General features: G+C 68.7%; 23 protein-coding genes and 1 pseudogene. 10 read left to right on the forward strand and 14 right to left on the reverse strand.

The annotated features are described in order from the left end of the window. Nucleotides 1-175: 175 nt before the first annotated feature. The 3 genes from BCF44_RS55590 (at nucleotide 176) to BCF44_RS22245 (ending at nucleotide 1,722) form a co-directional block, all read left to right on the forward strand. Nucleotides 176-454, forward strand: a complete 279-nt coding sequence (locus BCF44_RS55590; protein ID WP_281283141.1) for a TetR/AcrR family transcriptional regulator C-terminal domain-containing protein — start codon at nucleotides 176-178, stop codon at nucleotides 452-454. Continuing rightward, nucleotides 444-1,352 (forward strand): oxidoreductase, encoded by a 909-nt coding sequence (locus BCF44_RS22240; RefSeq protein ID WP_116176271.1) that lies wholly within the window; start codon nucleotides 444-446, stop codon nucleotides 1,350-1,352. Before BCF44_RS55590 ends, BCF44_RS22240 begins: the two co-directional genes overlap by 11 nt. Nucleotides 1,353-1,470: 118 nt before the next feature. Then, nucleotides 1,471-1,722 (forward strand): hypothetical protein, encoded by a 252-nt coding sequence (locus BCF44_RS22245; protein ID WP_170217678.1) that lies wholly within the window; start codon nucleotides 1,471-1,473, stop codon nucleotides 1,720-1,722. Here the strand turns inward: BCF44_RS22245 and BCF44_RS22250 are convergent. Beyond that, nucleotides 1,695-2,399 carry a hypothetical protein gene (locus tag BCF44_RS22250; RefSeq protein WP_147328582.1) on the reverse strand — a complete coding sequence of 235 codons (705 nt, stop codon included), beginning with the start codon at nucleotides 2,397-2,399 and terminating at the stop codon, nucleotides 1,695-1,697. The genes BCF44_RS22245 and BCF44_RS22250 overlap by 28 nt on opposite strands. A gap of 24 nt (nucleotides 2,400-2,423) precedes the next feature. Here BCF44_RS22250 and BCF44_RS22255 point away from each other — a divergent pair. Further along, a pseudogene (locus BCF44_RS22255) lies at nucleotides 2,424-2,786 on the forward strand (transposase); the annotation flags it as partial. Between the two features lie 46 nt (nucleotides 2,787-2,832). Here the strand turns inward: BCF44_RS22255 and BCF44_RS22260 are convergent. From BCF44_RS22260 to BCF44_RS22270, 3 genes are all read right to left on the reverse strand, one after another. Further along, nucleotides 2,833-3,741, reverse strand: a complete 909-nt coding sequence (locus BCF44_RS22260; RefSeq protein WP_211353154.1) for a phosphotransferase family protein — start codon at nucleotides 3,739-3,741, stop codon at nucleotides 2,833-2,835. Between the two features lie 424 nt (nucleotides 3,742-4,165). After that, nucleotides 4,166-4,960, reverse strand: a complete 795-nt coding sequence (locus BCF44_RS22265; protein ID WP_116176275.1) for a maleylpyruvate isomerase family mycothiol-dependent enzyme — start codon at nucleotides 4,958-4,960, stop codon at nucleotides 4,166-4,168. A 508-nt stretch (nucleotides 4,961-5,468) separates the two neighbouring features. Continuing rightward, nucleotides 5,469-5,888 (reverse strand): winged helix-turn-helix transcriptional regulator, encoded by a 420-nt coding sequence (locus tag BCF44_RS22270; protein WP_116176276.1) that lies wholly within the window; start codon nucleotides 5,886-5,888, stop codon nucleotides 5,469-5,471. A 96-nt stretch (nucleotides 5,889-5,984) separates the two neighbouring features. On the opposite strand from BCF44_RS22270, the gene BCF44_RS22275 reads away from it, so the two are divergent. Beyond that, nucleotides 5,985-6,872 (forward strand): alpha/beta fold hydrolase, encoded by an 888-nt coding sequence (locus BCF44_RS22275; protein ID WP_246015401.1) that lies wholly within the window; start codon nucleotides 5,985-5,987, stop codon nucleotides 6,870-6,872. 151 nt (nucleotides 6,873-7,023) lie between these two features. Beyond that, nucleotides 7,024-7,206 (forward strand): hypothetical protein, encoded by a 183-nt coding sequence (locus BCF44_RS22280; protein ID WP_116176278.1) that lies wholly within the window; start codon nucleotides 7,024-7,026, stop codon nucleotides 7,204-7,206. Nucleotides 7,207-7,339: 133 nt separating this feature from the next. On the opposite strand, the gene BCF44_RS56720 is transcribed toward BCF44_RS22280, so the two are convergent. From BCF44_RS56720 to BCF44_RS22295, 4 genes are all read right to left on the reverse strand, one after another. Next, a complete protein-coding gene (locus BCF44_RS56720) occupies nucleotides 7,340-7,669 on the reverse strand; it encodes a hypothetical protein (protein ID WP_211353155.1) in 330 nt (109 codons plus the stop codon). Further along, nucleotides 7,630-7,920: a hypothetical protein gene (locus tag BCF44_RS56725; protein ID WP_211353156.1), complete on the reverse strand. Its 291-nt coding sequence runs from the start codon at nucleotides 7,918-7,920 to the stop codon at nucleotides 7,630-7,632. The genes BCF44_RS56720 and BCF44_RS56725 overlap by 40 nt, the downstream gene beginning before the upstream one ends. 271 nt (nucleotides 7,921-8,191) lie before the next feature. Beyond that, entirely contained in the window at nucleotides 8,192-9,469 is a 1,278-nt protein-coding gene (locus BCF44_RS22290) for a glycosyltransferase (RefSeq protein ID WP_116176279.1), read from the reverse strand. After that, a complete protein-coding gene (locus BCF44_RS22295; RefSeq protein ID WP_147328583.1) occupies nucleotides 9,466-10,176 on the reverse strand; it encodes a TetR/AcrR family transcriptional regulator in 711 nt (236 codons plus the stop codon). The genes BCF44_RS22290 and BCF44_RS22295 overlap by 4 nt, the downstream gene beginning before the upstream one ends. A gap of 245 nt (nucleotides 10,177-10,421) precedes the next feature. On the opposite strand from BCF44_RS22295, the gene BCF44_RS22300 reads away from it, so the two are divergent. Further along, nucleotides 10,422-10,733 carry an EthD family reductase gene (locus BCF44_RS22300; RefSeq protein WP_116176281.1) on the forward strand — a complete coding sequence of 104 codons (312 nt, stop codon included), beginning with the start codon at nucleotides 10,422-10,424 and terminating at the stop codon, nucleotides 10,731-10,733. Nucleotides 10,734-11,602: 869 nt separating this feature from the next. On the opposite strand, the gene BCF44_RS22305 is transcribed toward BCF44_RS22300, so the two are convergent. From BCF44_RS22305 to BCF44_RS22325, 4 genes are all read right to left on the reverse strand, one after another. Beyond that, nucleotides 11,603-11,980 carry a DUF5684 domain-containing protein gene (locus BCF44_RS22305; protein ID WP_116176282.1) on the reverse strand — a complete coding sequence of 126 codons (378 nt, stop codon included), beginning with the start codon at nucleotides 11,978-11,980 and terminating at the stop codon, nucleotides 11,603-11,605. 267 nt (nucleotides 11,981-12,247) lie between these two features. Then, nucleotides 12,248-12,364 (reverse strand): COG4315 family predicted lipoprotein, encoded by a 117-nt coding sequence (locus tag BCF44_RS59240; RefSeq protein ID WP_116176283.1) that lies wholly within the window; start codon nucleotides 12,362-12,364, stop codon nucleotides 12,248-12,250. Between the two features lie 317 nt (nucleotides 12,365-12,681). Beyond that, nucleotides 12,682-12,921 carry a hypothetical protein gene (locus tag BCF44_RS59245; protein WP_170217679.1) on the reverse strand — a complete coding sequence of 80 codons (240 nt, stop codon included), beginning with the start codon at nucleotides 12,919-12,921 and terminating at the stop codon, nucleotides 12,682-12,684. A gap of 134 nt (nucleotides 12,922-13,055) precedes the next feature. Continuing rightward, nucleotides 13,056-15,107 carry an AfsR/SARP family transcriptional regulator gene (locus tag BCF44_RS22325; protein WP_170217680.1) on the reverse strand — a complete coding sequence of 684 codons (2,052 nt, stop codon included), beginning with the start codon at nucleotides 15,105-15,107 and terminating at the stop codon, nucleotides 13,056-13,058. A gap of 381 nt (nucleotides 15,108-15,488) precedes the next feature. Between BCF44_RS22325 and BCF44_RS22330 the strand changes: the two genes are divergently transcribed. Beyond that, a complete protein-coding gene (locus BCF44_RS22330; RefSeq protein ID WP_147328585.1) occupies nucleotides 15,489-16,088 on the forward strand; it encodes a helix-turn-helix transcriptional regulator in 600 nt (199 codons plus the stop codon). Between the two features lie 55 nt (nucleotides 16,089-16,143). On the opposite strand, the gene BCF44_RS22335 is transcribed toward BCF44_RS22330, so the two are convergent. Beyond that, complete coding sequence (locus BCF44_RS22335) at nucleotides 16,144-19,074, reverse strand: AfsR/SARP family transcriptional regulator (protein WP_116176287.1); 2,931 nt, start codon at nucleotides 19,072-19,074, stop codon at nucleotides 16,144-16,146. 387 nt (nucleotides 19,075-19,461) lie between these two features. Between BCF44_RS22335 and BCF44_RS22340 the strand changes: the two genes are divergently transcribed. Next, the gene (locus tag BCF44_RS22340; protein ID WP_116176288.1) at nucleotides 19,462-19,866 is read left to right on the forward strand and encodes a hypothetical protein; all 405 of its coding nucleotides are present in this window, start codon (nucleotides 19,462-19,464) and stop codon (nucleotides 19,864-19,866) included. 165 nt (nucleotides 19,867-20,031) lie between these two features. Further along, nucleotides 20,032-22,944 carry an AfsR/SARP family transcriptional regulator gene (locus tag BCF44_RS22345; protein WP_116176289.1) on the forward strand — a complete coding sequence of 971 codons (2,913 nt, stop codon included), beginning with the start codon at nucleotides 20,032-20,034 and terminating at the stop codon, nucleotides 22,942-22,944. 18 nt (nucleotides 22,945-22,962) lie between these two features. On the opposite strand, the gene BCF44_RS22350 is transcribed toward BCF44_RS22345, so the two are convergent. After that, nucleotides 22,963-24,501: an AMP-binding protein gene (locus BCF44_RS22350; protein ID WP_116176290.1), complete on the reverse strand. Its 1,539-nt coding sequence runs from the start codon at nucleotides 24,499-24,501 to the stop codon at nucleotides 22,963-22,965. Between the last annotated feature and the right edge of the window lie 416 nt (nucleotides 24,502-24,917).

Below are 24,917 nucleotides of genomic sequence, written 5' to 3' on the forward strand. Positions count from 1 at the left end.
CTGTTGCTCGACGTCCTGGTGTGGCCGGTGGTTGCCGAAATGTCGGACGTACCCTCCCAAGACAGCAGCAGTACACCCGCCGCCTGCGGGACATGCTGCTCGCCCACCCGCACGCGGTCACCATCTTCACCACCCGCCCGATCCGCTCACCAGCGGCGATCGAGACCGCAACCGCATGATCGAACTCATGACCGAGGCCGGCTTCACTCCGGGCGACGCTCTGCGCGTCCTGCGCTGCCTGTGGGAATTCACGATCGGCCACGTCCTCACCCTCGCCGTGCTCCAATTAGGCGGCGAGCGACGCAGTCGGAAACGACCGGTGGACTCGCCGGAGTACAACCTGCTCGCGCGCAGCGCCGACGACGCGGGCGTCGACCGGCACTTCGCCCTCGGCCTCGCCGCCATGCTCGACAGCTTCGCCGGCCATACAGACAAGGACACAAATGGGTTCTGAGACGATCGACGCGGCGGCCGCGGGGACCTGGACGCTCGGGGACGTGACGGTCAACCGGGTCGGGTTCGGCGCGATGCGCTTGCCCCAACGCGGGGCGGCGTTCGCACCCGAAGCCGTCCCCGGTGACCGCGGCCAGGCGATCAAGGTGCTGCGTCGTGCGGTTGAGCTGGGCGTCAACCACATCGACACCGCCGGCTTCTACTTCTCCTCGCTCCGTTCGGCCAACGAGCTGATCAACAGCGCCTTGTCGCCGTATCCCGACGATCTGGTCATCTCCACGAAGGTCGGGCCGCGCCGGGGCGCCTCCGGCGAATGGCTGCCGCAGGCCACTCCGGCCCAGCTGCGGGGCGATGTCGAGGAGAACCTGCGCCAACTCGGCCGTGACCACCTGGACCTGGTGAACCTGCGCCTGTCCGGCCTGGACTCCATCAGCGACCACTTCGGGGCGCTGGCCGAGTTGCGCGACGCCGGCCTGATCCGCCACCTCGGCGTGTCCAACGCCCGCCCGGAGCACGTTGCCCAGGCCCAGGCGATTGCTCCGGTGGTGTGTGTGCAGAACTCCTACGGCCTCGGCCACAAGCCCCAGCAAGACCGGTTCGTGCGCGCGTGCGGCGAGCAGGGCGTGGCGTTCGTCCCGTTCTTCGCCATCGCCGGTGCCGGCCGCGAAGCCGGGCCCGGCGGCGCAGAGCCCAAGGAGATTCTCGCGATCGCCGCTGCGCACCACGCGAGCCCGGCACAGATCCGCCTGGCATGGGCTCTGCACCGTGGACCGCACGTGCTGGTGATCCCGGGCACCGGCGACCTCGGCCACCTCGCCGACAATATCGCCGCCGCGGCACTACGCCTGACCCACGATGACCTGGCCCGGCTCGACGCCATCCATCAAGGCGGACAATAGGCCGAGCCGCTTCAATTCCTGCGCGACGGCAGACGGACTGCCGTGGCCCGCAGCAGCTGGCGACTTTGCTCCACGCGCCGCCCTCGGGACCACCTTTGAAACGACCCCCAGCCTGTCCGTGCGACAGCACAGCACGGCCATGGCGCACGGCGTCGGCTTCCGCTGGCGTGATGGCGAAGCTGGCCCGGGACTGGGACGGCTGGGCCTGATCGTGCGGTTCGGGCAGTTCGTCGACACCGCCCTGGTGCCGGCCGCGACGGGGCATGACGGCGCTGACCAGCGGCTCCGGGCCGGGGACCCGGTGGCGGGTCCCCGGCCCGTCCGTCGGCCGCCGCCGACGATTCAGGAGAGCGCGATCACGGCGTTGTGATCGGCCCCGGGAGTCACGCTGACGGTGAACAGGTGGGTCGACGAGTTGTAGGACACCGTGCCGGCGGCGCCGTCGGTCGCGGTGGCCTTGGGGGCCGACGGGGCGTATCCGTGCAGCGTCACCGACTTCTCGTTGCTCGCGAACGAGACGGTGGCGTGCACGGACCCGTTGTCCGACAGCTGCGAGACGCGCTTGCTGCCCAGCGACACGAACTTGCCGGCGTCGCCGAGGAACGCGATGCCGGACCGCCCGACCGGCGCGACCACGTAGTACGAGTCGGAGCTGACGGTGCCGTTGAACGAGCCGCCGGCCGGCACGAGCTTGCCGGCGCCGGTGAAGTAGTCGTACACGTAGGCGGCCCCGCCCACACCGAGGCTGTTCGGTGTGAAGCTGATCGACTGCGAGCCGCTGTTGCGGGCGTAGGCGAAGACGTAGCCGTCGCGCAGTCCGTTGTGGTCGGTGTAGGTGCCGGCCACCATGGGGGCGCTGGAGTTCTGGGCGACCGCCGCGTAGACGGAGTCCAGCGGCACCAGTGAGGCGTCCGGCTTGACGATCACGCCGTCCGCGCGCACGGTCTGGGCCAGGTTGGTAGTGCTCTCACTGCCGATCGCGTCACCCACGCCGACCATGCCGCCGGACAGTGTGGACAGCACGAGGTTGCTGGTCTCGGTGCTCATGAACACGTCGGTCCACGGCCATTCTCCGAGGCTGCGATCACAACCTTCTCCAAGCTCTACGGCACGAAGTTCCCCAAGGCCGTCAAGAAGATCACCGAAGACCAGGACCAGCTGCTGGCGTTCTACGACTTCCCGGCCGAACACCGGATCCACCTGCGCACCACGAACCCGATCGAGTCGACCTTCTCCACCGTCCGGCTGCGGACCAAGGTCACCCGCGGCGCAGGCTCCCGCACCGCCGCCCTGGCCGTGGTCTTCGAACTCGTCGAATCCGCCCAGCAACGGTGGCGGGCCGTGAACGCCCCCCACCTCGTCGCCCTCGTCCGCACCGGAGCCCGCTTCGAACGCGGTCAACTCGTCGAACGCCCCGAACAACTCGCAGCATGACGGGCCCGCTAGCCAGGGCTCCTGCTCGCAGGCCGTCGATCCGGCTTCAGGCGTAGCGCGCGAAAAGGGCCTGGAGGTATCCCTCCAGCCGCCTGGTCAGCAGGGTGGGAGTCAGATCGGCACGGCCCACCTCGCGCCACGGGACGGCGACCTTTTCGGCGTCCGGGGCGAAGGCCAGGGCGTCCAGCAGGCGCCAGTAGAGATGGGCGGCGCGCTCTTCGGCCAGCGTCCCTCCCGCCGCAACGTAGCGGTCGGCGAAGTGCATGCCCGCGGAAACCCCGTGCAGCAGAGCCAGGGCCGTCGAGCAGTGGGCCACGTCCAGGTCGGCCGGCCCCCAGGAGGTCTCCACCCAGTCGACGACACCGCTGATCCGCAGACCGTCGCCGTCGCCCGTGAAGAGGACATTGCCGGGATGGAAGTCCCGGTGCAGGAAGCAGGCCCGGTACTCCGGGGGCTCGCGGCGGATCACGTCCACGGCCCGTTGCCACAGTTCAGGGTGATCGGTGTCTTCGGGCGGGCTCACCCGCTCGGGAGAGGTCCACGCCTGATACGCGCGCGGCCGTGCCTCGGCGGTCACTGGCAGCCGGTGGATGCGCAGCAACTGGTGGGCCAACAGTTCGGCACGCCGGTCGGTCCCCTCATCGCCCAGGCGCACGGTCCCGGGCAACAGGGACATCAGCAAGGACGGATGGTCGCAGTACTGCGCTGTCGGGTCCACGGCCACCAGCCTGGCCGCGGGCACATCCGTGCTGCCGAGCAGGCGCAGAACGGCTGCCTCGCGGGTCAGCAGGCCCTCGGCGTGCCGAACGTAGAAGGGCTTGACGAAAGACCGCAGGACCAGCGACCGTCGACCGTCCCGCCCGCAGATGTCCAGACGGCGCATTTCCGACGTCCAGCCGCCACGCAACCGCGCGACATCCTCGATGCGTTCTGCCTCGGACAGCCCCTTCTCCACCCAGGCACGCGTCGCAACCCAACCCTGGTCCTCAAGATTGTTACCGATGTGCTCGGCCCCCTCGCCCGCAACCGTGGAGGCAGGCTATCGATCTCATCGACGGACGCATTCGACCCCCACCCACAACCCTTGGCAATCACTCTCTGATTTCCCATTGAACCGATGTGTTCGTCGTGGCGACGGGTCGCGTGGTTGTGTGTTTGGTGAGTGTGATCGCTGTGCTCGTGAACATGATGGCCAGCGGCTGCGGCGACCACTCCGTCACCCAGTCGCCGATCGCGGGCCAGCCCGGCCACCACTACTGGTTCGGCAGCTGTGTCAGCGCGATGTCCACCAAGAGCACGGCGGTGGCATCCGACGGGGACCGGTTCGCCGATCGCTTCGATGGCGTGGTGCAGGTGATCAAGCCGGGGTCTCGTTGCCGTCAGCCGCTGGCGTGGGCGGTGTTGTCGAGCCAGTGCTGGGCGAGGGCAGTGTCGCCATCGACGCTGACTTCGCGCTCGGTGAGCGGGAGTCGTCGGATCAAGGTCAGCAGCAGCGATCGTGCCGGGCCGGTCACCGTCACGTCGGCTTGCTGGGTTCCGGGCTTCCACGTTGCCCCGCCAGGCCGCCGTTCGACGAACCAGGCGCGCGTGTCGTCCCCAGTGTCGGTGGCCAGCCACTGCAGGGTCTGTCCGGTGCCCCGGATGGCGTGGGCGGACTCGGGCCGCTGCATCTCCCACGTGGGGGAGGTGAGCATCGCGAGGTGGTTGCTGATGAGCGCGGCTGCGAGGTCGGCGTCAATGTCGGTCGGTCGGCCCGCCGCGTTGGCTGCGTCGAAGCCGTGAACGACCGCCTCGTTGAGCATGCTGGCCATCCAGAATCGCGTCCCGGACCGCTCGTCCCCGGCGGCGTTGAACACCGGCGCGTCGAGCGCGTCATCGGAGCAGGCGCTCGCGACCCGCTGCGCGGACTCCGACAGCCATGCCTGCCACTCGCGGGGATCGGTGGGGAGTACTGCCATCTCCGTGGGCAGTTGGGTGGGGTCGGCGATGCGCCGCTCGATGATCTCCGCGACCCAGTGTTGGGTCTGGCCCACGTGCTCGACCAGGTCGGTGATGGTCCACTTCGGTGTTGTCGGCACGGCGGTGTCGGGCCCGGCAGCGGCGGCTGATTCCGCCAGGCGTCGGGTGTGTTCGACGATCGCTCGGCGGGCGTGGTCCACGTTCAGTTCGGTCATGGGACTGTCCTCAAGGTCTCGCTAGCCGGTGGTCGTTCACTGAGCCCCCTGCGGGTGCCTTCGACTACGCGTCGAACGACGGTAGCCGGGATCGACAGACCCCAGCAGGATTTTTCGATCTTTGAGGCTGACCATGCCGCCGGGGCTGCGGTCGGGTTGGACCCTGTGGCCGGGGCGCGCGTCCCGGGTCACTGCCAGGGGTCACACATAGTGGCGTGGTTGTCCGTTCTCATCCATCACGTCGTGGGAGCACACCGCTGAGCTGCGCGATGACAACTTCGACGAGGCGAAGTCAGGGGTGACGGCCTGAGCCGACGGGCAGCCTGCGCGCCGAGACCATGGCGACTTGATGATCTTGTCACTACGCGCGCTGCTGACCGGCGAAGTGGCAGGTCTGCTGAGGCCGAAGTCGTCGGTTTCTCACGGAAGTTGGCACTTTCTGGCGGGCGCAGGTCATGCCGCTGAACTACCGGTCGGCGGCATGAGCGCGTGGTGCGCAGGCGAAGCGTCACTCGTCCCGGACTGGGTCTGCTTGTGCGTCGTCGTTGATGGCGTCGGCACGGTCGATCTCGGCCATGTGTTGCTCGGCCCAGGTACGGAGCGCAGCCAGCGGGGTTTCCAGCGACAGTCCCAGCTCGGTGAGCCGGTAGTGCACTCGTGGTGGCACTGTCGGTTCCACCCGGCGGGCGACCAGACCGTCGCGGACCAGGCTTTGCAGGGTTGCCGACAGCATTTTCTGCGAGACACCGGGCATCCTGCGCCTCAACTCGGCGAACCGGACCTCGTCCGGCGCGGCGTCGGCGAGCACCTTGACCGCCATCGACGTCCACTTCGTGCCGATGCGGTCCAGCAGCCGACGCGTCGGGCACTCGGGATCGAACAGATCACCACGTCCGGAGCTCTTCGCACGTGCTGGCCGAGTGGTCACCTGAACCTCACCACCTGTCGACGAAGTGCCGTCTTGGCGGCATCTCTCGAGTTACCTATCGTTTGCTGGTAACCAATGGTAACCGCAGGAGGTATCGTGTCGCACACCCCGGCCACCGGCGCCGCGCAGATCCAGCAGCGCCGGATCGCCATCAACGGCATCCACGCCAACGTCGCCACGGCGGGCACCGGCCCGGCAGTCGTGCTGCTGCACGGTTTTCCGCATACCTGGCAGCTCTGGAGCGAGATCATCGGCCCGTTGTCGTCGCACTACCGGGTCATCGCCCCGGACCTGCGCGGGTTCGGCGCCAGCACCCGCGCCCCGGACGGCTACGACGCCGGCACCATGGCCGCCGACGTCGAGGGAATCCTCGACGTCCTCGCCGAACCCACCGCGGCCGTGGTCGGTATCGACGTCGGCACCACGGTCGCGGTCCTGCTCGCCCTGCGGCGACCCGACCGGATACGACGGCTGGTCGTCATGGAAGGGTTGGCGGGCACGCTTCCCGGCGCCGAGGACTTCCTCGCCGCCGGTCCACCGTGGTGGTTCGGATTCCACGCCGTCCCCGGTCTCGCCGAGACAGTCCTGACCGGCCACGAGGCGCAGTACATCGACTGGTTCCTCGCCGCCGGCACCCGCGGCCGCGGCGTGCCACCGGACGTCCACGACGCGTTCATCAACGCCTACACCGGACGCGATGCCCTCCGCTGCGCCTTCGCCTTCTACCGTGCACTGCCCACCAGCGCCTGGCAGATCAACGACGCCGTGGCCGACGGCCGGCTCACCGCGCCCACCCTGGCGATCGGCGCCCATCCGGTCGGCAACGCGCTGGAACGGCAACTACGCCCCATCGCCGACGACCTCACCGGACACGTCATCCCGGACTGCGGCCACATCATCCCCTTGGACCGACCCCAGGAACTGCTCAGCATCCTCACGCCCTTCCTCGCGGCCGGATCACGCGATCGCCTGCCCCTGCCGTAACCACTCCCTCATCGGCAGTAGCCGACGTCGACGCGCGGGACCTGCGGCATGAGCGGATGTTCAGTCAGCGGCGCGAGTCCGGACCGTCTCCGCCGCCACCGCCGCCGACATCACCTGGTCGATACCCGGTGAGCGGGGCGAGTTGCTGTGCATGATCCACCTGACTCCCGTGGAGCCGGCGCGCATCCAGGAGTTCACCGTGAAAGCCGTCCCCGCCGGCCGACCGCGATCGGCCGGCTCCACGAACATCTCGCTGCAGCGCCGTTTCGGCGAAGCCTACCTCACCCCAGCGGCGAACGTCCGGATTCGATTTCCGGGCTCCGATCCCGAATAACCATCCCTCCCCGCGACTCGGTCCCGACGTTCGAGGCACCGCCAGCATGTACTCGGTGATCGGAGCGTGCAGGGGCCGTCCGTCGTGCGCGTCCATCGGCAGGAGCGGACGTTCGGTCACGAGGAGCGTGCTATCACGCTTCTGCCTCACCATCATCTGAGTCGCTGACGCCACGACCGCGCACCAGCTTGGTCAACTGCCACTCGTAGCTCTCAGGCGCATCCCCGACTGCGATGCCGACATCCCGTTTGGCGGCTTCGTAGAAGCCTCGTCGTGCCAGGCTGGCGGCCTCCACCGCCTCCGTCCACGTCACCTCGACCCTTGCTCCGGCAGCAATGCGCTGAAGGCGGAACACGCTCTCGTGCCAGGTTCGTGCCGCGACGACGGTCTGGGCAGTTCCCAGGAGGAGCACGGCCTCCCATTTCATTGTGCGGTCCTCCTCGGCGAGGGCCAGCGCGGGCATCCCTCCTCCGGCGGAAGCGCGTCGATGTCCCGATGAACGCCTCGGTGAGCGGCCAGTCGGACGGAAATGGAGATCACCTTCTTCACGGCGTGCGCGTACTCCGCATAAGCGGTGAGACGTTTGTCGTCCCATCGGACCGACTGGGCACGCCGCCACCGGGCACGCTCCGCTGCCGATGTGGCGGTGTAGCTGGCCAGAGCGCCGACGAGCACTCCGAGCAACGCCGGCAACTGCTGCACGAACGCCTGCACGCCGGGCCTCTTCTCGTTGTTACCGATGATATTGGGCGGCCTTCGACAGGGCATCGCAATAGCGGTCAAGGTCAGTACGTCGAAGTCGGGCCCATCACTCGACCGGCGGCATGGCAGAGCATCGTCTCGTGGTCGAACCTTCTCCCGGCCGTCTTGCCCACAGAAGTTCCAAGACCGCGCTTGTCGCACCTGGAGAACGGGGAAGCCGCCGCCCCCGGTTACCTTGTATTCGCGCAACCGGCGGGACATTCACGGCCGGGCTCACTGCAAATCAACCGGCAGGACGCGACACACCGCGCTGATCAAGGCGTTCGACCACGTGTGCGACCTCTGCCGCGCCGTCCTCGGTCGCGACCTTCGCGGCGATCGACTTCGCTGCCCGCTCATACCGTGGTTCGTCGACGGCGGCGCGGATCGCGTCGGCGAGACGGTCTTTGGTGAGGTGCTTGAACGGCACGGGACCGGGGCTCACACCCAGCGCGGTCAGGCGCGCCGCCCAGAACGGATGGTCACCGGTCATCGGAACCGGCACAGCAGGCACACCGGCACGTAGACCGGCGGCGGTCGTGCCGGCACCGCCTGGATGCACGACGACGGCCATCCGCGGGAACAGCCACGCGTGCGGAACCTCGCCGATGGTGAGCACGTCGTCGTCCTCGACGGCAAGGCCGGCCCAGCCGGTCTGGATGATCCCGCGCCGTCCGACGCTGCGCAGCGCGCCCGCCACGATCCCGCTGACACGTGCCGCGTCGCCGGGATCGGCACTGCCGAAGCCGACGAACACCGGCGCCGGGCCCGCGTCCAGGAACCGTCGCAGCTTCTCCGGTGGCGTCCAACTGGCCGGGACCGACGGCCACCAGTAGCCGACGACCTCGACGCCTGGCCTCCACTCGCGCGGGCGCGGCACGACGTACTGGCTGAAGCCGTGCAGCACCGGCCACGCGCTGGCTGCCTGCTCGCGGCGGGTGGCGCCGTAGGTGGTCGGCGGCAGGCCGTGCTGGGCGCGGATCTCGTTGATATTGCCGAACATCGATCGCTCGGTGAGCCGGTGCGCGACCCACGCCGCCCGGATGCCGAGCCGTCCCAGCGAGGTGCCGAACACCATCGGTGGAAAGTCGGCCGTCGGCAGCTGCGGTTGCAGGTGCAGGCCGACGCTGGGGATGCCTCGCGCCTGCGCGACATGGTAGGCGGCCGCGCCTAATCCGTTGAACAACACCACATCCACCGATGGGTCGGCGGCGATCTCGGCCACGTTGATGTTCGTCTCGCGAATGAACTGCCGTGCGGCGGCGATCATGTCCATGCCGTTGCGCGAGAACAACCCGTTGCGCGTGTAGTTCTGGCTTGTCTCGTTGACCGCGCCACTTTTGCTGCTTAGCTGGGTCCACAGCGGACGGAATTCCAGGCCTGTCCCGGTGACCAGGTGCTCGAACTCGCGGTCGGCGGCGATAGTGACGCGATGGCCCACTGCGCGCAGCCCCGCGCCCACTCCGGTGTACGGCTCGACGTCACCACGTGAGCCGACGGCGATGATCAATACGTGACTCATGGACGCCTCCTGATCGCACGGTCGAACACAGCGATGAGTTCTGCGGCGAATGCGGTCAGGTCGGTGTCCGGGCGCAACGCGGCCTCCAGCACCGCCGCGTCGACCGCCTGCTGGAACAGCACAGCGAGCACGTGCGGGTCGAACTCGCCGAACTCGCCGGACAGCTGCCCCTCGATGAGGGTTTCTTCGATGCCGGACGGTCCGGCCGCGCTCGCCTGCGCGAGCTTGACCCGACCGGGCAGCGATCGCGCCTGGTTCCAGCCCTCCAGGCCGGCGAGCGCGTGCTGGGGGTGGGCGGCGACGAACTCGACGACAGCCTCGATCGAGCCACGTACCCGCTCCCAGGCTGTCGACGAGGTGGCCACTCGCGAGCGCACGAACTCATAGCTGGTCGCCGAGACCGTGGCGAGCACCTGTTCCACCAGCTCGTCCTTGTTCGTGAAGTGGTAGAGCACGACGCTTTTGGCCAGGTCGGCGCGTTCGGCAATGCGCGCGAGCGTCGCCTTGGCGAAGCCCTCCTGCGCGATCACCTCGATCGCACAGTCGATGATCTGGCGCCGACGGGCCTCGTCCGCGAAGGTTCGACCCGATGGACTATTCATAGACCGCACGGTCGAAGTGTATGCGATCTGCGTGACTGGCGACAGGTGATGAGGGCGCTCTGTCGCGCGGGACGATCCAGACGTGGCGATCAGGCTTGGCCCCACACCGCGACAAGGTCGCCAAGCGCGCAGCGCAGGTCGGCATGAGCGAGTGCCGGGAGCGGCGCGCTCGGCGGCAGCCGAGTGCGTTCGTGGCGGCGAATTGTCATGTCGCCGGCTGGGTCACCGGTCCGATGATCGGCTCATCCGCAATGTGCTTGGTCTTGGCGAAGCGTCTGATCTACTGTCCACCTCGCGTTGATCGCGCACTCCGGGGTGTTGTGGTCGCTCGCCGCTGAACGGAGGCTCTCATGCACAAGCTGGTGGTCCTGTATCTCAAGCCCGCCGATCCCGACCACTTCCGCGACTACTACGTGACCAACCACCTCCCGCTGGTCACGCAGATGCCCGGTCTGCTCGCGTGGCGCTACAGCTTCGACGTGGCAGCGACGCAGGGGCAGGCGCCGTACTTCGCGATCTTCGAAGCCGAGTTCGCTGACGCTGCGGCAATGACCGCGGCGAGGGCGTCTGCGCAAGGCCAGCAGGCGGCCGCCGATGTCGCCAACTACGCCACCGGTGGTGCGGTCGTCATCCACTATCCGGTGCAGAACGGCGCCTGCTGAGCCTGGCCCTGAGGCATCGCCGTATCCGCGGTGAGCCATGTTCGCCGCATTCTCGCGGAATCGGTCCCCGCACTCTCTTCGGCACGAGCGCGAACTGCCTTCACCGAACTACGAGGATCACCACGCAACGCGGTGACTGGGCGGTAGGGCAGCGTGACCACGCGGCGGTCCGGTTGGAGTTGACTCGCGGTTCGAGGGCGACGCTACGCCCGCATGCTCGCCGTGAGGAGGGCGCGGGTGTTGTGGGTGACGACGTAGTTGTCGGTCACGTACAGGTGGTTGAGATTGTCGACCGGCATGCTGGGCGAGTTGTCGACTCCGGTTGGCTGGACCGAGGAGACTCGGTGCCAGGGGTCGATGTCGCCGCCGTGATGCCCGTGATCGAGATGCTGGTTGCGTTGCCGATGCTGCCGATGCCGATCGGTGCGCCGACGATGTGGGGACTGAGGGTGTCCAGCCGGCCGGGAGCGCCGGTGAGCTTCACCGGATTGGCCAGCGGGACCCGGACGTGGTGGCGTGGCCGGAACCCACGAGCCTTGTCATCGTCGGCATGAGCTACCAGTTCGGAGAACTCGCGCGTGGTGACGAAGCGGCAGCGGGACTGCACGCGTAGGTTCCACTCGTCCTCAGACCTCATGCTCTGCGGGATGACCGGCACGCTTTCCTTGGGGGCTTACGGTTCCCGGCGATCAAGCTGGCCCACAGATGGTCGCCGTCGGCTTCGACCGAGGAGCCGACGGCAAGAGTGACCCGGTAGAACTGCCATGGGACCTACCGTGAGACTCGGCGGTCGTGTAGCAGGTCGGTGGGGCAATAATCCGACAGGATCGTTGCCCCACCGCTCGCAGTGGAACCGTCGAGACGTGATGTCAGTGCGTTTGTGCCAGGCGCTGAGTCTGGACCGGGCCGCGCTCGCCCTGGTATTGGGCGCCGCCGAAACCAAGAATCAGGAAGCCGATGACGCTGAAGAGCCAGAGGCCGACGAGTCCGAACACCTTGCTCTTGCCGAAGTTGCGCGCCACGTCCATCGCGACGATCGCGTGCACGATGACGTTGACCAGCGGGATCAGGTAGAGCACGACCCACCAGCCCGGTCGGCCGGCGACCTTGGCCAGCACGTACACGTTGTAGACGGGGATGATCGCGGCCCAGCCCGGCTTGCCGGCCTTGGTGAACACCTGCCACAGCCCGGCGATGAGCAGCACTGCGACGACAAGCCCGATGACGGAGCTGAGAGTGGAGTCCATGGTGTGAGACTTTCTGTGGGGGAAGATTGCGGGCAGTCGCCCGTCGTCGAACGTGGAAAATTTCGCCACTCGCCATGGTTTGCTCGTTTCGAGCGCCGGTGTTTATGCGCGTCTTACGGGCAGCGTTATGTTGTGGTGCAACGGGTGGCTCTTGCGTGTGTGACGTTATCCCGGGCGCACTGCCTGATTTGTGAACGGAAACTGACTGTCGGGCGCCTCCGATGATCCGATGGCTGTCGATGAGCCAGCAGAGAACTGGCGCCCGGCTCACGGGACAAGTGCGCCTGCGGGGATGATCGCGTGCCAGAGACCGCCGACACCCTGCCCTTTGGACTTCCTCTGCCCGATGTCCTTGTTGAACTCGTAGAGCGGGTGGCCGTTCAACGGTTGGTCGTGTCCTTGTCGAAGGCGAGAGGGTGAAGCCGTCGCTGTCCACGTCCGTCTGCCCCAGGTTGTCGTTCTGGGCCGAGTTCAGGTTGGCCAGAGTCGAGCCGCTGGACGCGGCCGAACCGTTGGAGCCCAGGGCGAACCACGTGCTGTTGACTCCCTGGCCGTTGGTCTGCCCCGCGGCGGTGTCGCGGACGAAGTGATACGCGGGCCAGCCGTTGATGGTGATCTGTCCCGCCCCGGATGACCGAGCCGACCGTGCCGGTGATGCCGCTGAGGCTGAGGTTTCCCGAGGCGGATATCAGTGCCGGGGGTCAGGTTCGCGCCCAGTCGTCGGCGCAGTTCGAGGTCGGCGGGTGCGGCGTGTCCCGGTTGAACCGGTACCGGGTGAAGCCGTTGCCGGTGGTGACGACGGTGCCCAGCGTGGTCGTCTCGCTCGTCGATGTCGTTGAGACCTGGCCGGATCGGCTGGCCTGGGAAGGTCGGCCGGCCGATTGCCCGCTCGCTCCGAACGCGCCGAGAACGCAGGCAACCAGCAGTCCGCCGAGTACCAAGGAGATTCGAATGTGAGTGTTCTCTTCCGTGGAAGTGCCACGACTTCGATCTCAGACGCAACACGAGCGTCGCTCGGCACTCGGCGGATGAGCGTGCTGGTGATCGCCCTAATGTGACACGGAAGGATCGGCGATCACCAGGCGACCGCTTTCGACGATTCGTGGTCACGTGTAGCCCACTCCGACAAGGGATCCAGCGTCATCACCACATGGGCGACGGTCTGCTGGCGGTCCGGCGCCTGGCGCAGGCACTGATCGAGCACCGCCCGCATCAGTCCCCGCTCCCGCTCGAACCGCGAGTGCGCCGAGGAGAAGTCGGAGAACTCGATGCCGCTGCCAGGCGGTGCCCCGAGTCGTCGCTTCCCGGTGCTGTGTCCTGGACGCTGCGTGCGATAGGCGTTGCTCACGGTCGTCAGCGGGAACGACAGCAAGCGGCTCAGCGCAGCCCGACGATCATCGTCCGAGTCGATCTCGGCACCCAGGTCACTCGCGAACACCCGGAGCAGGTCGTGGAAGCGGCAGCCACCCGTGCCCGTCGCCTGGACCATGCCGCTCGCGATGAGCCGGTCGAGCACGTCCTCCGTGTCCGGTTCGGGCAGATCGAGCAGGGCGGCGGCCCATCGGAGCGGCACCGATTCGATCCCGGGTACGGCCAGTATCCGGAAGGCCCTGGCGAGCGTGGAATCCAGCTGGTCGTATCCGAGCTGGAAGGTGGACCGGATGTCGAGGCCACCCGATCGCAGCTGGGGGAGCCGGCGGCGCTCATCGGCCAGTCGACGCACGATGTCCGCAATCCGCATCCCTGGCCTGCCCTGCAGTCGGCAGGCGGCGATTCGTATCGCCAGCGGCAGATGTCCGCACAGGGCGGCCAACTGTTGCGCGGACTCGGGTTCGGCGGCGACCCGCTGCCCGCCGATGAGTTTGCCGAGAAGACGGACAGCATCGTTCGGTTCGAAGGTCGACACGTCGACTCCGGTCGCCGGAGTGCCGGCCAACCGAGCACGGCTGGTCACCAGCACGGCACAGCCGGAACAACCCGGCAGCAGCGGCGTGATCTGGCTGCTGTCGCGCGCGTTGTCCAGCAGCAACAGCACCTTCCGGTTCGCCAGCAGGGTGCGGAAGAGGGCGGCGCGGGCCGACTGGTCATCGGGAATCGAGGGTTGCTCGACACCCAGTGAACGAAGGAAGTGTCCGAGCACGTCCCGCGGTGCGACCGGACGGGGTGACTGGCCGGCCAGGTCGACGTAGAGCTGGCCGTCGGGGAACTGGTCGCGTACGGCGTGGGCCACATGGACCGACAAGGCGGTCTTGCCAGCGCCGCCGATACCCGAGACCACACAGATCGGCGCCGCGGTGCCTGGTGTTGCCGTCAACTGGCGACGGAGGGTCGCGACGAACTCGCTTCGACCGGTGAAGTCGGCGATGTCTGCCGGCAGTTGTGCGGGGGCCGGCGCCGTGGAGGAAATGGACGGCGCGGGAAGGAGGCCGGTATCCGACCGCAGAATGCGTTCGTGGATCTCGGTCAGCCGAGGTCCGGGGTCGATACCGAACTCGTCCGTCAGCACGCGTCGGACATCGGTGAAGACACTGAGCGCCTCTGCCCGGCGTCCACACTGGTAGAGCGCCTGCATCTGGAGCGCGCGCAGGCTCTCCCGCAGCGGATGCGCGGCGATCAGCGGATCGATGTCGGCCGCCGCGACGGCAGCCTCGCCCAGGATCAGGTCCAGTTCGAAGCGTTTTTCGAGGATGGTCAGCCGGCGTTGGACGAGCTGATCCCGGCTGTGCTCGGCGAACGGACCCACCAGCCCGGTCAACGGCACTCCCCGCCAGCGTTGCTCGGCCCGCCGGAGCAGGCGGTGCGCTCGGGAAAGATCGCCCGCCAGCCGGGCCGCGTTCGCCGCCGCGACGTCCTGCTCGACCAACTGAACGTCGGTCGACCCAGGCGGCATTCTCAGAATGTAGGCGGTGCCAACGGACACGAGCAGACGTGGGCCGCCGTAGTCTCGATGGTCCGGTTCGAGGATCGTGCGCAGGCGTGACACGTAGGTGCGGGCCGCGCCCAGGGCAGCCTTGGGGGGATCCTCGCCCCAGATCGCCACGATCAGCTCGTCGATGTCGACCGGCTTGTCGTCTCGCGACAGCAGACAGGCGAGCACGGTTCGCTGCTGAGGGCTGCCGAGCGCCAACTCCTGCCCGTCGCGGTAGCCCGACACCGCACCCAACAGAGTGAAGGAGAACGTGCGGTCGTGATCCATCGTGCAGTCCCCTCGGCGGCGTTTCGTGCACATATATGAAATCAGACGAGGGAGCTCGGCAAGGGAAACGGGACAATGTGCCAGGACGTGCTGCCCGTTTTTGCCCCACGACGATCGTCGCAAGCTGCGCCGGCCGGGGTGAGGCGTGGACCGAGTTCGGTCGTGGTCTGGCCGAGCTCGGTTCGCATTTTGGTCCGGGTGTCGGGGATGGGGTTGGCGAATCTGGAGGGTGATCCGGCTGAGCGGTTCACGGGTTTGCGTCGCAGTCGGGTCGGCAGGTGCCGGCTGCACTGTGGAACTGCAGTGACGTGAGTGTGGGGCACCCTCCGAAAGGAAGCCTTGGGGCAGCTTCGGATTGTTGTGTGCTCGGTCGATCCGATCACGTCTGCGGGAATAATCGATGTCGTCGCCGGGCGGTCGGGAACTACGGTGCTGTCGACCTTAGGACACGTTGACGCGCGCGTGGCGATCGTGGCCGCCGACGTCGTCGGCGCCGAGACGATGGCCACGCTCCGATATGTGGCCGAGCACTCGGCTGTGCGAGTTGTTCTGGTGAGCAACGAGATCCCTCGGGCCGATCTGGCGGAGATCGCTTCGTGCGGCGTGGTGACGGTCTTCGGACGCTGCACGACCACCACGGCCGATCGGCTGTTCAGAGCGGTGCGCACGGCTTCGAAGGCGGAGCCGCTGCGGCCAACGAGCAGTCTCAAGAGACTCCGTGAGCAGCTCGACCACCGCGAGAAGCGCCAGCTGGAGCTGGTCGCCGAAGGCTGGGAGGACGACGAGATCGCGACGGAAACGGGCTACACGATCACCACGGTCGAGCGGTACCGGTGGCGGGTCAAATCCCGCCTCGGCCTGCGTGGTCGGGCGCACGCCGCCGGCTACGCGGCGCTGGTCGGCCTGGTGTGAGGTGGCCTGGATGTCATCGGTGTCCCGGGGCGCTTCCCGCCGGGCCATCGTGTCGTCACGTTCGAGTGATGCGGGCGATCTCCTCGTTGATCGTGTGGATGTCTTCGGAGCCGACCACGCCGACCCGACCGAACAGATCGGCTGCCGCGCGCAGGCAGGCAACAGCGTGGTCGACCTCGCCCAAATGCTCCAGTGCCCGGCCCAGCGTGGCCAGCGCGTGCGCCTGACCGCGTGAGTACCCGATCTCCACGCACGCCACGATGGCCTCGTCGGCGGCTGCCGCCGCGGTGGCGACGTCGCCGCGGTCCAGGTGCAGCCGCGCGAAATACGAGAGGAGCGCCGCTCTCATATGTGCCAGGCCATGGACATCGGTGAGCGCGAGTGCTTCCCGGTAGTGGCGCTCGGCTTCGTCCAGCCGTCCGAGTTGGTGAGCCGCGACGCCGTTGTGCAGCATGGCATGGGCCTCGCCCATGACGTCGCCCAGTTCTCGGTACAGGGCCAGCGCTTTGCGGCTGTGTTCATAGGCTTCTCGAGTCTGTCCCAGTTGCAAGCACACCGCGGTCAAATTGCCGAGATTGTTGGCTTCGGCCGAGCGGTTGCCGGTCTGGCGTTGCAGTTCCAACGCCAACCGCAGGAGCCTGATCTCCTCCTCCGGCATGGCACTGTCGCCGGCCACCAGTCCCTGCACCACCAGTGACTCGGCGAGCACGAGCGGATTGACCCGGCAGGCGCGCTCCACGGCGATCTCGATCTCTTCCATCGCCGGGTCGAGCTCGCCCATTTGCCACAACGCGCCGCTGAGCATGTAGCGAGCGGCCGCCTCGGCCTCGCGGAGACCAGCCTGTCGTGCGGTCGAGGCGATCAGCCGGGCCAGGCCGATGCACTGCTGCCAGGCGAAGGACCGCTCCATCAGCGGATCGAGCCCGAGCAGCACGTCGGAGGTGATGCCGATCAGCTCGGGATGGCGCTGCGCGGCCTGGCGCAGGACGCTCAACACGAACTCCCGTTCCTGTCGGAACCACGCGTCGGCCTCCGCTGCGGTGCTGAACCGAACGCCGACATCGGTAAGCGGCTGGAGCAGCTCGACGATGCGATTGCCCGGGCGCACCGCAAGGTAGGCGTTGCGGGCGGTGGCGAGCAGGAAATCGAGCAGACGGTGAGTGGCCTCGGTCAAGTCGGCCGGCGCGTCCTGCTCGGTGCTGCGCTCTCGGGCGAACAGGCGAAGCAGGTCGTGCAGGCGGTAGCGTCCGGAACGCGGCGTCTGGACCAAACCGGTGTCTATCAGCTGGTCGATCTCGTCCTCGGCATCGTCGGGGTGTAGACCGAGCAGCGCGGCGGCCGCGGCCAGCGGCACGGTCTCGGCGTCGGGCAACGACAGCAGCCGGAAGGCGCGGGCCAGCTGCGGGTCCAGTTGGTCGTAGCCGAGACGGAACGTGGCCCGCACGTCGAGCTCGCCGCTGTGCAGCCGGCTGAGCCGGAGACGCTCGTCGGAGAGCAGGCGCAGGACGTCGGCGATGAGCATGTCGGGCCTGGCCACCAGCTGACCCGCGATCACCCGGACCGCCAGCGGCAGGTGCCCGCAGCTCGCCAGCAGCTCACCGGCGGCAGCCGCCTCGGCGAGCACCTTGTCCTCGCCGACAATGGTGGTCAGCAGCCGCAACGCCTCGGCCGGGTCGAAAGCGTCCAGTTCGATGGTGGCGGCGGTGGGCACGGACAACCTGGCCCGGCTGGTGATGATCGTCGAGCAGCCGGGGTAGCCGGGCAGCAACGGCACGACCTGGCCGGCGTCATGGGCGTTGTCCAACACGATCAGCACGTGTCGGTCAGCGAGAACGGTCCGGTAGAGCGCAGACCGTCCGGCCTGGTCCACGGGCAGAGCCTTCTCCGCCACGCCCAGCGAGCGCAGGAAGTACCCGAGCACCTCGAACGGTGACAGCGGCTGGCTCGACGCGCCCGCCAGGTCGATGTACAGCTGCCCGTCGGGGAAACGACCTCGAACCGAGTGGGCGACGCGCACCGCGAGCGCCGTCTTGCCAGCGCCGCCGATTCCGGACACCGCGTACACCGGAACGGCTTGTCCCTGCCGTTCAGTGAGCACACCGGCGATGGACTCGACCAGGTCGCCACGCCCGGTGAAGTCGGCGGTGTCGGCAGGCAGCTGCGTGGGGACCGGCCCGGCCGGGGCGGCTTCAGCGGGTCGTTGTTCGGGCAGCAACGCGGGGTCGCCGCGCAGGATACGTTGCTGGAGATCGTGGAGCCTCTGGTCCGGAGCGACGCCCAGCTCCGAGGCCAGCACATGCCGGATGTCGGCGAAAACCGCCAGCGCCTCGGCCTGGCGTCCACTCTGGTACAGCGCGCGCATCTGCAACTCACGCAGGTTCTCGCGTAGCGGATGCTCAGTGGTCAAGCGGGTCAGGTCGGCAACCGCGGACGCCGCCTCACCCAGTTCGAGGTCCAGTTCGATGCGCTGCTCCACCAGCGCGAGCTGCCGCTGCGCCAGCCGATCACGGGCGTTGTCCGTGTACGGACCGGTCACCCCGGTCAGCGCGGTGCCCTGCCAGCGTCGTTCGGCCTGGCCGAGCAGCTCGTGTGCGCGGTGGAGATCGCCGTCGCCGCGCGCTACGGCCGCTGCGGCGATGTCCTGCTCGACGAGGTCGACATCGAGAGCGCCCTTGGGCAGCCGAAGCAGATACGAGGTGCCGACGGAGACCAGCAGCCGAGGGCCGTCGCCGTCACGATGCTCAGGCTCCAGGGCGGTGCGCAGCCGGGACACGTACGTCCGAGCGGCGCCGACCGCTGCCTTCGGCGGATTCTCGCCCCACAGGCCGAGAACCAGCTCCTCGATGTCCACCGGCTGATCACCGTGCAGCAGCAGGATCGCCAGCGCCGCACGCTGTTGGGGACTGCCCAGCGACAGTTCCGAGGAACCGCGCCAGCCGCGGACCGGGCCGAGCACGGTGAAGAAGAGGGAGCCGTCGGGATCCACCGGTCAGTCCTTTCCGTACGGATGGGAACCCGCCGGCGGTGCCGTGCGGCCGGTGTTGACCGGACATCGATTGGTTCCTGTCATCTTCCCTCCAGAGGATAAGAGAGTGCGCTCCCATCACGAGCCAGAACTTCGTGCATCGTGCTTGGTCCGTATGGGCAGGGGTGCCAGTGGCGGCCACGGCGTGAACGGGACCGAATACCTGGCTGCCGGCTGTGTCGCGAGGTGAGAAGGGAAATGAGCATGAGCACGTGGCTCGTGCTCGACGCGGTCGCCCGCGAGTGGCTGGACAAGGGAACGCAGGCAGCCCGGGAGCTCGCGTTTGCCATGGTGCACCGGGAAATGGGGGAATGAGATGACCGAGCCGACGACCGGTCGCCGGTCGACGTGGACGGCGAGGGACGGTTCCAACCGAACGAGGAGTACCAGCCGGCCACACCCGAGTCACCTACCGATACGGCGGACGCCGCGCTGCGGCTGGCCGCCCGGGGCGAGGTCGACACGGACGCGGTGTTCGCCGTGCTGCGGGAGGCGGAGTTCGCCGTGGCCATGGACGAAGGCAGTCCGGTAGTCGCCCCGGCCCGGGACGACGTTCCGTCACTTCCGGTGACCACGGCCCCCGCTCACCAGGCCCGGGTGCGGGTCGGGTCCTGGCTCTCGGTCGGTGCGTCCCCGGCCGGCGGATCTGCTCGTCGAGCAGGGCGTGGACGTGCTGTTCAATCCCGGGCGCCGACACCGACCCGGCTGGTCGGTGCGATTGTCAGCGAACAGATCGGCAGCCACGCCGAGTGAGACCGTGCGGGCGGGCACCCCGATAAACGGGCAGAACTCGGGCATTGATCCTGTGTTGATCGGGCTTCGGCATTATGGTCGCCGCACGGGGGAGCGCTCTCATCGAATCGTCCCGCGCGTGGCGATCGAGGCTTGCCCGAGAAGTGAGTGAAGGGGATTCGCACTATGAGGCCCCACGAGAGCATGGGTCCGATCGACGAAGGGCGTGGCGCGCGGGTGGCCGCCGTCGTCCGCCAGGACCGGTCCACCAACGGCGGGTCTTCGACGAACGACGCCGTGCGGCTGTCCGTCCTGGGCACGGTAAGGGCGTGGCGTGGCGCCGTCGAGCTCAACGTCGGGCCGCCGCAGCAACGTGCCGTGCTCGCGCTGCTGCTGGCCAACGTCGGGCGGCCGGTCAGCCTGGACGAGATCATCGACGTACTGTGGGGCTCGGACATGCCGCACACCGCCGCCAACGTCATCCACCGCTACGTCGGCATGCTCCGCCGCGTGCTCGAACCCGACCTGCCCTCCCGCGCTCCTGGTCACTGGCTGGTGCGTGGCGGCGGCGGGTACATGGTCCGCGCCGACCCCCAAGCCGTCGACCTGCTGCGATTCCGTGACCTGTTCAGCTTCGCCCGGGAGCAACTCGCCTCGAACGGGGCGGCCGCCGCCACCGAGCAGTTCCTGCGGGCACTGGCGCTGTGGCACGGGCCGGCCGCCTCGGGAATCCCGGCGGTGGCCCGTCAACACCCCGCGTTCGCCGCGCTGGACCGGGAACACCTGGCGGCCATCGCCGAGGCCACGGACGTGGCGTTGCGCTGCGGCATGGTGGCCAGAGTGATGCCGGCACTGCGCCGAAGCGCGGAACTGAACCCGCTCGACGAGCCGCTGCACGCCCGACTGGTCATCGCGCTGGCCGAGAGCGGGCGCCAGGCCGAGGCGCTCGAGGTGTGGCAGAGCATGCGCCTTCGCCTGCGTGACGAACTCGGCATCGATCCCGGAGCCGAGCTGTGTGCGGCCCAGTCGCGAGTGCTCGACGGCACCCTCGCCCCGACGCCCGCCTTGCCGCCGGCTCCGAACGCGACCGCCACCATGACGCCGATGGTTCGGCCCGCCCAGCTGCCCGCCCCGCCGGCCGTGTTCGCCGGTCGCCGCTCAGAGCTCGCGGACCTGCTCGCGCAGTCGGCCGAGCGTACGGGCGTCATGGCGATCACCACGATCGGTGGCATGGCGGGTATCGGCAAGACCACGCTGGCCGTGCAGCTCGCGCACCACATGGCCGATCGGTTCCCCGACGGCCAGCTCTACGTCAACCTCCGTGGCTTCGGACCGTCCGCGGTGGCGATGGATCCGGCCGAGGCCGTCCGGGGCTTCCTGGAGGCGCTGGGCGTTCCGCACCAGCGGATCCCGGCCGGCATCGACGCGCAGTCGGCCCTGTTCCGCAGCGTGTTGTCCGGCCGACGCGTGCTCGTGGTCCTCGACAACGCCCGTGACGCGGACCAGATCCGACCGCTGCTGCCGGGGGCGCTCGGCTGCATGACCATCGTCACCAGCCGAGACCCGCTGCACAATCTGGTCGCGACGGACGGCGCCCACCCGTTGTGCCTGGACGTGCTGAACGACGAGGAGGCCAGGGAACTGCTGGCGCTGCGCCTCGGCCGGCCACGGGTGAGCTCGGAACCGCTCGCGGTCGACGAGATCGTCTCGCTCACCGGCCGGCTGCCGCTCGCCTTGTCGGTGGTCGCGGCCAGGGCCGCGGTCAACCCGACGTTCGCACTGGCCGACGTGGCCGGGGAGCTGCGGACCGCCCAGGGCGGACTCGATGGATTCGCCTCCGACATCCGTGCCGTCTTCTCCTGGTCGTACAGCGCTCTCAGCCCCGACGCGGCTCGCCTGTTCCGGCTGCTCGCACTGCATCCCGGGCCGGACGTCTCGGGCAAGGTGGCCGCCGACATCGCTGGCATGGGCCCGACGCAGGCCCGGCTGGTCCTGGCCGAACTCAGCCGGGCCCAGTTGGTCGGCGAGCACGTTCCCGGGCGGTTCCTGGTGCACGAGCTGTTGCGTGCCTACGCCGGCGAGCTGGTGCGGGCCCAGGAGAACGTGGCCGATCGACGTGCGGCACTCCAGCGCATGCTCGATCACTACTTGCGTGCGGCGATCGAGGAGCAGGCCAGGTTCGCGCCCCGGCGTTCGGCCGTCGGCGTCGCCCCGCCCACGGCCGGACCGACCTCCGAGCGGTCGCCGCTCGACTGGTTCGGTGTGGAACGGACGGTCCTTGAAGGGATTGTTCGGCTGGCCGCCGCTGAGCGGTTCGACGCCCACGTCTGGCAGTTGGTGTGGCGCCTCGAACCGTTCTACGAGAGCCGCGGACACTGGCACGACTGGGCTGCCCTCCAGCAGACGGCCGTGGTGGCCGCGCGCCGCCTGGCCGACGGGCCAGGTCTCGGGCAGGCCAGTCGTGGTCTCGGCCGGGCCTGCCTGCTGCTGCGCCGCTACGACGACGCGTTGGTGCACCTGAGCGCCGCGCTCAACGAGTTCGTGGAGCACGACGACCTGCACGGCCAGGCTCTCACCCACCACGCGATCGGCCTGGTGCTCACCCGCAAGGGCCTGCACACCGAAGCGATCATGCGGGCGCGTACCGCGCTGGAGCTGCACCGGCAGGTCGGCGACATCATCGGACAGGCACAGGCGCTCAACGCGATCGGCTGGTACGAGTCGTCGCGGGGCAACCACCGCGCCGCGCTCGACAGCGGGGAGCGGTCTCTCGCGCTGTTTCGCGAGCTGGGTGAGGACACCGCGCAGAGCCACACATGGGACACCCTCGGCTATGCCTACCACCGGCTCGGCAACTACCGGCAGGCCACTGAGTGCCTCCAGAACGCCATCCTGCGCCACCGGGTCTCCGGTGACCGATACCACGAGGCGGGTTCGGCGAGCCGTCTCGGCGACAACTACGCCGACGCGGGCGACCGCGGGGCCGCTCAGCAGCAGTGGCGGATCGCGCTCACCACGCTGGCCGAGTTCGATCCGCAGTGGGCGACGGAGCTGCGGGACAAGCTGAACTCGACCGCGGCTCCGACAGCGGTGGCGTGACCGATGCGGCCGACGGTCTCAGGGACGGTCACCCAATGCCACGCGCAGCGCGCGGCGGCTCAGCTTGCCGATCGCGTCGCGTGGAAGGTCCGGCATGAACAGGAACTCCTGCGGCACCTTGGCCGCCAGCAGCCGTTCGCGGCAATGCTGGCCCAGGATCCTCGCGGCTTCGTCGGCGTCGGTTGGACGCTCCAGAACGACGGCCGCGGCGATGTCCCGGTCGTACTCCCCGTCGTCCACACCGAACACCGCCACGTCGCGGACCGACTCGTGGCCGCGCAGAACCCGCTCGACCTCGGCCGGGTACACGGTGACCCCGTTGGCGACGATCAGTTCGTCGCGCCGCCCGCTGAGGTAGAGATAGCCCTCGTCGTCGAGATGCCCGATGTCCCCGACCGTGCAGGTCACGTCGTCGAGATAGGCGGCCACGGTGCGTTCCGGCGCGTTGTGGTATTCGAACGGGCGTTGCAGCGGCCGCCGCTGGTAGATGGTCCCGTCGATGCCGGAGGGCAGGGGCGTGCCGGCTTGGTCGGCGACGAAGACCTCCGTCCCCGGAGCCGCGCGGCCGACGCTTCCGGGACGGCGCAACCACTCCTCAGAGTCGATCAAGGTGATCACGGCGGTCTCGGTGGCCCCGTAGTACTCCAGTAGCAGCGGGCCCCACCAGTCGATCATCTGCCGTTTGACCGGCTGCGGGCACTCCGAACCGCCGTGCCACACCAGTCGCAGCGAGGAATGGTCCGCGGCGGCTCGCGTGGCGGCGGGCAACCGCAGCAGCTGGACGAAGTGGATCGGCAACATGTGCGCGTGCGTGACGCCGTCGCGGGCGATGACGTCCAGCGCGCGGCCGGGTTCGAACTCCGCGCACACGGTCAACGGGCAGCCCCGCAGCAACGGGAACAAGGCGAAGAAGACCTGCGCCGAGTGGTACCAGGGGCCGGTCACGAGGGTTCGCCCGCGCTCGGGTATGCCGCACCGGTCACCGACCGCGTCCAGCATGCCCGCGACCGAAGCCAGCGGCGCGCCCACTCGCCACAGGCCGTTGACCGTGCCGTAGGGCTGGCCGGAGGTGCCCGACGTGTAGATCAACAGGGCTCCGGACGCCTGCGTCGGTGCCGTGCCACCGGTCACGGCGGCCAGCATCGGTTCGACGGGAGCGAATCCCTCGACCGGGTGAGTGCCCAGCACTGCGTTCAGTACCCGGTCCTGGTCCGAATCGAGGGCTGCGCCCAGGGCCGCCAGCTCAGGATCGACCAACAACGCGCGGCTGCCCGAGTCCCGCAGCACGTGGGCGAGCTCGTCACGGCCCGAGTTCCAGCTCAACGGGACCAACAGGAGTTCGCTGTGCACGCAGGCCAGCATCACCTCGTACACCTCGGCGCGGTTGCCGGACAGCAGCGCGACCCGGTCGCCGGGACGCAGGCCCGAGTCCCGCAGCAGCCTCGACCACCGATCCACCCGGTCGTCCAGCTCGCTCCAGGTCCGGGCGCCGAAGTCGTCCGTGATCGCCACCTCGTCCGGGCGGCCGCTGACGAACGCGGCCAACAGCTCAGCCATGGTGCCCCTCCGTCGATCAACGGAGGCACAGTGTAGGCGGACCGTCGGGCGGAGGTTCGGCGATCTCGACGGTGCTCTGGCCGGCGGCCACTAGGCGAAGCCGTTCCGTTTCGCGACGCCGCAGACCAGTGTGGTCGACGCCGTCGGGTTCGAGCGCGCCGGACCTGAGCTTGCGGACCTGTCCGAGCACTGTGCCCAGATGGTCCTGCGGCAGTCGGCTGCGCCCCCGCGCGGGCGTCCAGGATCGTGATGGTGAGCCCTTCCATGCTGGCCTCGGCCCGGGGTAGCAGCGCGCCGGCGCCGCACTCGACGCCTCGCGCATGGGAACGACGCGGAGCAGGGGACTGGTACGCAGTGCCGCCGTGATTCCGCCGCAGGTCAACGGATCGGGCGTGTGAACTGCGACGCGGATGGGG

Source organism: Kutzneria buriramensis, from assembly GCF_003387475.1.
GTDB lineage: Bacteria > Actinomycetota > Actinomycetes > Mycobacteriales > Pseudonocardiaceae > Kutzneria > Kutzneria buriramensis.